The sequence below is a fragment of the Pseudomonas sp. 3B-A001-10F genome (genome assembly GCF_056313565.1).
Genome location: NZ_JBQYFW010000109.1, coordinates 1 through 245 on the forward strand (window position 1 = coordinate 1; position 245 = coordinate 245).

The following is a 245-nucleotide window of genomic DNA, read 5'->3' on the forward strand; positions in this document are numbered from 1 at the left end:
GTGAAGTCGTAACAAGGTAGCCGTTGGGGAACCTGCGGCTGGATCACCTCCTTAATCGAGGACATCAGCTGCTCCATAAGTTCCCACGCGAATTGCTTGATTCATTGATGAAGACGATAGAAGCAGCCTGTATCGGTTTGTAGCTGAGTTGGTTAGAGCGTACCCCATGCTTTGTGGTAAAGAGCAGGGTGAGGTCGGCCTTAGTAGCTCGAAATTGGGTCTGTAGCTCAGTTGGTTAGAGCGCA

General features: G+C 50.6%; 1 rRNA gene. It reads left to right on the forward strand.

The features are described from left to right. Positions 1-54, forward strand: a 16S ribosomal RNA gene (locus AC0ZWN_RS28960); the annotation flags it as partial. Between the last annotated feature and the right edge of the window lie 191 nt (positions 55-245).